Origin of the sequence: Butyricicoccus sp. Marseille-Q5471, from assembly GCF_951230135.1 — a bacterium.
Taxonomy (GTDB): domain Bacteria; phylum Bacillota; class Clostridia; order Oscillospirales; family Butyricicoccaceae; genus Agathobaculum.
Window position 1 is genome coordinate 25,318 of the sequence record NZ_CATNVC010000020.1, and the last position, 8,134, is coordinate 33,451.

Sequence of the window (8,134 nt, forward strand, 5' to 3'; positions counted from 1 at the left end):
ATCTTGTGCGGTGATTTTATCATTCAAAGCAGAGAAACAATCGTGCAGGTATACTGGGATTCACAAAAGGCAAGGGCAATTTTTGAACATTAAACAGCAAACAGGAAGATAACAATTCGTAAATGTATATGCGATACTGTATTTAGCAACGGAAAACCAGACGAGACAGGTGAGCCGCAGGCGGCAAACCACTGGAGAGATCAGGGAGGTGCAAGGGTGTCTGGACAAAACAACAGCGAATATGTCCTGGAACTAAGGGGAATCTCAAAGTCCTTTCCCGGCGTAAAAGCACTGGACAAGGTCGATTTGAGGCTGCGCCCCGGCAGTGTTCATGCGCTATGCGGTGAAAACGGCGCGGGGAAATCCACACTGATGAAGATCATCAACGGTATTTACACCATGGATGAAGGGGAAATTTGGTATAAAGGGGAGAAAATCACCCCGCAAAGTCCCAAGGCCATGCTGGAAATGGGCGTGGCGACCATTCATCAGGAGCTGAGTCCGATTTTGGACATGACCATTGGGGAGAACATTTTCCTCGGGCGTGAGCCAATGAATGGGATGAAAATGATTGACTGGAAGCGGCTGTGGGATGACACGCAGAAGCTGCTGGATGAATTTAAGCTGTCATATGATCCCAAGGCGGTTATGCGCAGCCTGACGGTGTCGGACATTGCGCTCATTGAGATTGTTAAGGCAATTTCGCGTGACGCTTCGGTGGTCATCATGGATGAACCCACCTCGTCTATCACCGATTCCGAGGTGCACATTCTGTTTGAAAACGTGCAGCGGCTCAAGGAGAAGGGCGTTGGCATCATCTATATTTCGCATAAGATGGATGAAATTTTTGAAATCTGCGATGAAGTTACCATTTTTCGTGACGGCCAATGGATACATAGCTGCCCGATTGAGCAGATCGACAAAAACGGCATCATCAAAACGATGGTCGGGCGCGAAATTACCGATCAGTTCCCCAAAACCACAGCGCCGGTCGGTGAGACTGTGCTGGAGCTGAGCGGTTTTACGGGAGATCGTTTTCAAAATATTAACTTCAGTCTCCGCGCAGGCGAGATTGTCGGCTTTGCCGGACTGGTCGGCGCAGGACGCAGCGAGCTGTTCCGAGCGGTGTTCGGATTGGATCGCAAGCAGTCTGGGCAGATGAAGCTGGAGGGCAAAACGGTATCTTTCCACAACGCACAGCAGGCAATTGACGCAGGTGTGCTGATGGCAAGTGAGGATCGCAAGAGCGAGGGCGTGGTGCTTTGCCGTTCCATTCGTGAAAATATCACGCTGTCAAGCCTGAAAAACATCGAAACGGGCGGTTTCCTGAGCCTGAAAAAGGAAAAGGAAAACGTCGAGGCAATGGTCAAAAAGCTGTCAATTAAGATTGCCTCTCCGGAGTCGCCGGTCTCCTCACTTTCGGGCGGCAACCAGCAAAAGGTTGTGTTGGCCAAATGGCTGCTGCGCTCACCCAAGGTGCTGATTCTGGACGAACCGACCCGCGGCATTGATGTGGGTGCGAAATATGAAATCTACAAGCTGATGTGTGAACTTGCAGAGCAGGGCGTTGCAATTATCATGATTTCGTCCGAAATGCCCGAGATTCTCGGCATGAGTGACCGTGTGGCCGTCATGTCGCAGGGCAGGCTGACCGGCGAGATGAATCGCCGGGATGCAACGCAGGAAAACATCATGGAGCTTGCAGTGAAAGGATTTGGACAATGAAGACGAAAGAAAAGAAATTCAACCTTGCTGAGCTATACAGCAAATACGGTATTTTTATCATTCTGCTTGTGGCGGTCGTCATTGCCTCTCTGCTGAGCGACACCTTTTTGACGCCCCGCAACATCAGCAATATCATCCGGCAGAACGCAGTCGTTATGATTATCGCGTTCGGCGCACAGATGGTGCTCATCACGGGCGAGGTCGACCTGTCTCCGGGTTCGGTCTGCGCGTTCGCGGGCGTTATGTCCACGGTTGTCATGCTCCATACCGGCAGCCCAGTGCTTGCCCTGCTGGCAGGTATCCTGTGCGGCGCAATTTTTGGCTTCCTCAATGGTTGGGTCATCACGGCTTGCGGCATTCCCTCTTTTATTATGACGCTTGCTTCCCAGTTCATCGGCCGCGGTGCAATTCTGGCGTTTACCAGTGCGCAGCCAGTCAATGGGTTTGACAAGAGCTTTGCGGTTTTCGGTCAGGGACGTATCGGTGCGCTGCCGATTCCGATTCTGATTATGGTAATCGTACTGATTGTCTACTGGGTGCTGATGAACCGCAGACGCTTTGGTCGTTATGTGTATGCGGTAGGCGGCAACGAGGATGCAGCCAAGGCTTCCGGCATCAATACGAAAATGGTTAAAATCAAGGCATTTCTGTTCGCAGGCGCAACAGCCGGTCTGGCAGGCGTGATTCTGATGAGCCGACTCAACTCCGGGCAGCCAAACGGCGGCGAGCAGTACGAGTTTGATGCGATCACGGCAGCGATTATCGGCGGCACCTCGATGTCGGGCGGCGTGGGCAAGGTCTATGGCACGGTAGTTGGCGCACTGTTCGTCGGCGTGCTGCTCAATATCATGACACAGCTGAACGTTTCAGCCTATTATCAGAAGATCGTCAAGGGTGCAATCATTGCACTGGCGGTTATTATTGATGCGCAGGTGCGCCGCAACAAAAAAGCGTAAACCCGTAGGAATAGAAACAATCTGGATACGAATTATGGAGGTAGTATGATGAAAAAGCGTTTTATGGCTCTGTTAATGGCATCCGCACTTTGTTTGACCGCCTTGACCGGCTGCGGTGTCGAGACCGATTCTCCCTCAAATCAAAACGGCACATCCGCGGAGGGCGCGGGCGAAAACGTGTATCGGGTAGGCTTTGTCAATATTGATAACGCTGACCCAAACTGCTATGCGGCGATGCAGAACTTCGTCAAGGCAGTTGAAAGCGACGAGTTCAAGGCGGCTGTTGGCGCGGAAAAGGTTGAGGCGCTGACGGCGGACTCGGCGAAGGATATTGAAAAGCAGACCACTAATGTTGAAACGCTGCTGAACAAGGGCGTTGACATGATGTTCATCATCGGCGTAGACACCAGCGGTAATACAATGTCGGTTGAGGCCTGCAATCAGGAAGGCGTTCCGGTATTTATGGTCGGCACCGAGGCGACGGGCGGTGACTGGAAGTTCGTTGGCTTCAACGAGGTCGAGCTGGGCAAGAAGCAGGGCGCATGGTGCGCGGCAAATCTGCCGGAGAACACGAATATCTGCTATCTGGAAGGCACGCCCGGCCGTGAAGCGGCTGTTATGCGCAAGCAGGGCTTTGAGGAAGGCATTTCTTCTCGCTCCGACCTGAAGATTCTGTCCAGCCAGACCGGTGAATTTGAGACTGCGGCTGCCATGCAGGTAACCGAGGACTGGATTCAGACCTATGGCGATAAAATCGGCTGCATTGTCTCCGCTGATTCGATGATGATTATCGGCGCGGCCGAGGCGCTCAAAGCTGCCGGCATGAACGAACAGGTCACGACCTGCGGCGTTATGCATCTGGGCAAAGAAGATGGTTACATGATTGCTGACGGCGATGAAACCTATGCCGTATTTGTCAGCTGGCCGAGCATCGGCACGCTGTGTGCGGACATTGCGCAGCGCATTTACGCGGGCGAAACCATTGACCAGCAGACCTATATTGAGCTGACCGACGTAACCAGTGAAAACTACGATGCGATTGTGGCAGCACAGTAATAAACCATACACTCTCTTTTCTTCTCTCTTACCCGGCGGAGCAATTGCTCCGCCGGGTTCTTCGTGCCCGAGCGGGACTGAAATATAAAAGGTCCGCTGTTAATACAGCGGACCTTGGTATGAACTGTTCAGATGAGCGTCTTGCCGCCTGCAATGGTTACGGTGACGCCGGTGATGTAGTTTGCGCGGCCGCCGGCGAGAAAGGCCATCAAATCGGCCACCTCCTCTGGTTCGCACATGCGTCCCATCGGCACTGAGCCGGTGAGAGTCTTTTCGTATTCTGCGGGGGTCATACCCTCGAGCGGGGCACGCGTTTGAAAGACCTCCTGTACCATTTCGGTATTCACATAACCCGGGCAGACGGCCGAAACCGAAATGCCGTGCTCGGCGTATTCCAAACCGAGCACCTGCGTCAGCGAGTTGATTCCGGCTTTGGAAACCGAGTACACACCGTTGCCGTATTCACCGATTTTAGAGGCCTGCGAGGAGATGGAGACGATATTGCCTTGCTTTTTGCCTGCAGCAATTAACTGCTTGGCAAATAATTGGCTGAGGTACCAGATGGCGCGCAGGTCAACGTTGACGACGCGCTCCCAGTCTGCCGGCGTGACATCAAGCAGGCATTTTGAAACGGTGATGCCGGCGCAATTTGCGAGTACATTCACCGTACCGACCTGCTCTTTGATCTCCCGCATCAGGCCGTCACAGGCATCGGTGCTGGAAAGATCGACAGCGAAAGGCGTTGCCTTACACCCGTAAGCCTGCGCGATTTCCTGCGCCGCCTGCTCAACTACCTGTCGGTTGATATCAATCAGAATCACATCCGCGCCGTATTCGGCGAACTTTTTAGCGCATGCCTTGCCGATGCCGCGTGCGGCGCCGGTCACAAGGCACACCTTACCCTGATAATTTTCACCCATCATAGAAGACTCCTTTTTACTGCTGATTTTCAATTCTTGTGCAGTGATTAAACATTGGTTTCTGGTTTAAAACGGAAAAACGGATGCAATCACGGCTGTATTATTGAGTACGTCCTAATTATGTGCTATGCTGAATAAAAATTCAATTTCGCTGTTTGCCTAGAAATATTCAAATAAAGCTCTGAACGGAGGCGTGCGATGCATATCTTGGAAGACGGAATTTTGGAGCCATCACAGATTTATTTTTTGATGCCCTCCGAGTTTGCAATGCAAACGTTGTATTGCCTGCAGCATATCGGCGTATTTTACTGCGACGCGCGATATGTGGTGACCCACCCTTACTGGGAATCCATTTTGATGCTGTTTATTGAGGAAGGAGAGCTGGAGGTGGCCGTTGGCTCGCAGCTCTTCACGGCACACGTAGGGGACGTGGTAATTATTGATTGTCGCGAGGAACACAGTTATCACGCATGGGACGGTCTGAAATTTCACTATTTTCACTTTGCCGGCACGGGAAGTGTCGACTATATTCAGCGGCTGTATCAACTGAATCATGGCGCGCTGATACAAAATGCCAAAAGTCCGATGCTCGAGAATGCTTTCGGCAATCTACTTCGTCTGGCGCAGGCACAGGCCAGCATGCAGAACGAACACCGCATTTCGGTCTATCTGCATATGATTCTTTGCGAGCTGGTCGAGACCTGTTCCGGCATCCCACCAGTCACCAATGTCTCGATTGACAAGGCCATTGGCTACATGGAAGCGCATATCACACAAAACATTTCACTTGATGACCTGGCGCAGCACGTCAATTTGAGCAAGTTTTACTTTACTCGTTATTTTCGCAAGCATCTGGGTATGACGCCGCACCAATATTTTGTCAACATGAGGATTCAGTATGCCAAGCGCCTGTTGGCAACTACGCATGACTCGGTGGAGTCTGTCGCCGAGCAGTGCGGATTTGATAATGTATCGAATTTTATTCGTGTGTTCAAGCAGCGATCCGGGATGACGCCGACTGCATTTCGGAAGATTCCATTCTAAAGGGCTGAAAAGAAGAACCACGGCACGGTTCTTCTTTTTCTTTTCTGTCTGTCGGTGAGACCAAGCTGCTTTGTACGAATTATTAAAGCAGAAAATGTTCATTAGAAGGCAAGGATGTGAATTGATGCGAAAGAAGCTAAAGTGCATAATATAGAATATAGGTCATGCTATTCAAAATGAGAAGGAGGAGTATAAAAATAGCAAAAGGCAAGAAATGAAGTATCCGGTTATCGCAAAAGAGAAAATGAAAGATTGAATATTAAAGGGGGAATACGATATGAAACTGCTTATGCTGGTAACCTTCATTGGGTTTACCGCGTTGGTCGCACTAATCTCGTATTTGAAAACAAGAGGTGACGATACCTCAACGAAGGATGGTTATTTTCTGGCGGGACGAGGCCTTCCGGGCATTGTCATTTGCGGTTCGCTGATGATGACCAATATTTCTGCGGAGCAGTTGGTTGGACAAAACGGTCAAAGCTATATCGGTAGTATGGGTGTCATGGGATGGGAGTTGTTCGCGGGTGCGTCGCTTGCCATTTTTGCACTGTTTATGCTGCCGCGCTTTCTTAAATGCAACATCACAACCATTCCGGAGTTTTTGGAGAACCGTTACGGCTCGTCTATCCGCAGATTAGTTGCCATTATTTTTATGGCGGCATACATTATAACCATGCTGCCGCTCATTCTTTACGCAGGATCGGTTGTGCTGGAGCAGCTGTTTGACGTATCCGGTATGCTGGGCATTTCTCGCTTTGCTGCAATTGCAATTTGCTGCGTATCCATCGGCATTATCGGATCGATTTATGCCATTTTCGGCGGCTTGCGTGCCGTTGCGGTATCAGATACCATCAACGGCATCGGCCTGATGCTTGGCTGTGCAATCATCGTGCCGGCACTGGCGTTTACCGCGCTGGGGGACGGCAGCTTTCTGGAGGGTGTCAAAGCATTCGTTGGTGCGGGAGAAAAGCTGAACGCGCTCGCCCCTGCTAACGCGCTTGCGCCCAGTATCCCGTGGCCGCTGCTGCTGACGGGTATGATTATCAACGGCTTGTCCTACTGGGCAACCAACCAATCTATCATTCAACGCACTTTTGCTGCGAAAAACCTGGCTGAAGCGCAAAAGGGTGCGCTGTGGACGGGTTTTCTCAAGTGTTTTTCTCCACTGTTTACTGTCGTGCCTGGCATTATCGCGTTCCTGATGTTCGGCGGAGGACTTGAGAACCAGGATCTTGCGTATCCGCAGCTCATTCTGACGGTCATGCCCAAGTGGTTGCTGGGCTTTTTTGCAGCGGTCATGTTTGGTGCGATTCTATCATCCTTCAATTCAGTGCTCAATTCCGCATCCACGATTTTCACGTTGGATTTTTACCGTCCGATTTTCAACCCAAACGCAAGCGATGCGCAGCTGGTGCATACCGGAAAGGTATTCGGCACGGTCATTGCGGCAGTTGCAATCGCCATTTCGCCCTTTATCCTGTTCGCGGGACAAGGCGTACAGGCGTTTTTGAACGAATGCTGGGGATATTACGGAACTCCGCTACTGATTATGGTTATTTTCGCGCTGACGAAACTACCGGTTCCTGCAAAAGCCTGCTGGATCATGTCCGGCGTGCATGTGGCGCTGTATGCGATCGGACTAAACACGTTGTCCCCGCATTACTGCCACTATCTTTACATAACGACCACGGTCTTTGTGGTGGACACACTGATTATGCTTGCTTTTTCTAAATTTGCTCCGGCGAAGCAAACGGCAGTGGCGGTCGATGCACCGCAGGTTGACATGACGCCTTGGCGGCACAGCAAAGGTTTTGCCATCGGCGTGGTCATTCTGATGGTGGTGCTTTATCTCGTGTTCTCGCCGCTGATTTTGGGACGTTGATAGCCGTATCAACAGAAAATACACGGAGTATGAAGTAGAAAAGCTGCGCAGTTTACAGGTGCTTGTTGGCTGCGCAAAATTGGTCTTGACGCTGACTGCTGCACGATTAAAATTTTCCGCCCCGCGTACTACAAAATGACGCAGGAGAAAAACGTCAAAAAGTCGGCTGAGGTCACCCGCACGCATGGCGAAAAATACCGCTGAACACGGAATCGAAAAGAAGAATATTACATAGCAAACCTAAAAATCACCGTTGTTGGCTGCGGGCGCAACGGCGGCGCGTGGGTCGAAGTGCCCGCACAGGCTTAATCTTTGCCGCAATATGAAGCTGATCGGGCTTGAGACCGCTGACTGACTGGGGTATCGCAAAAGGGCACGCAAATTTTAATAACACGAACTGGAAAATGCAGTGAAAAACGGGGGATGTAAGCAGTCAAGTAAAGTGCACACTTTTTCGCCAGCAAATGCACACTTTTTCAGCGCCAGTTTTTTAGCCGGTAATGGACTGGTGGTGAGCTAAACGGTAGCTGTTACCAGTCATGTTAATAATC

General features: G+C 50.9%; 6 protein-coding genes. 5 read left to right on the forward strand and 1 reads right to left on the reverse strand.

Annotation, left to right across the window (positions count from 1 at the left end):
• Positions 1-216 precede the first annotated feature (216 nt).
• The 3 genes from QOX26_RS13420 to QOX26_RS13430 are packed head-to-tail and all read left to right on the forward strand — an operon-like array spanning position 217 to position 3,737.
• Positions 217-1,725, forward strand: coding sequence for a sugar ABC transporter ATP-binding protein (locus QOX26_RS13420; RefSeq protein ID WP_283675485.1), 1,509 nt, complete (start codon positions 217-219; stop codon positions 1,723-1,725).
• Positions 1,722-2,681, forward strand: a complete 960-nt coding sequence (locus tag QOX26_RS13425; RefSeq protein ID WP_283675486.1) for an ABC transporter permease — start codon at positions 1,722-1,724, stop codon at positions 2,679-2,681. Before QOX26_RS13420 ends, QOX26_RS13425 begins: the two co-directional genes overlap by 4 nt.
• 48 nt (positions 2,682-2,729) lie before the next feature.
• A complete protein-coding gene (locus QOX26_RS13430) occupies positions 2,730-3,737 on the forward strand; it encodes a sugar ABC transporter substrate-binding protein (RefSeq protein WP_283675487.1) in 1,008 nt (335 codons plus the stop codon).
• Between the two features lie 128 nt (positions 3,738-3,865).
• On the opposite strand, the gene QOX26_RS13435 is transcribed toward QOX26_RS13430, so the two are convergent.
• On the reverse strand, positions 3,866-4,660 hold the full coding sequence (locus tag QOX26_RS13435; RefSeq protein ID WP_283675488.1) for an SDR family NAD(P)-dependent oxidoreductase: 795 nt from the start codon (positions 4,658-4,660) through the stop codon (positions 3,866-3,868).
• A gap of 195 nt (positions 4,661-4,855) precedes the next feature.
• On the opposite strand from QOX26_RS13435, the gene QOX26_RS13440 reads away from it, so the two are divergent.
• A complete protein-coding gene (locus QOX26_RS13440) occupies positions 4,856-5,701 on the forward strand; it encodes an AraC family transcriptional regulator (protein ID WP_283675490.1) in 846 nt (281 codons plus the stop codon).
• 277 nt (positions 5,702-5,978) lie between these two features.
• A complete protein-coding gene (locus QOX26_RS13445) occupies positions 5,979-7,583 on the forward strand; it encodes a solute:sodium symporter family transporter (RefSeq protein ID WP_283675491.1) in 1,605 nt (534 codons plus the stop codon).
• The last annotated feature ends 551 nt before the right edge of the window (positions 7,584-8,134 follow it).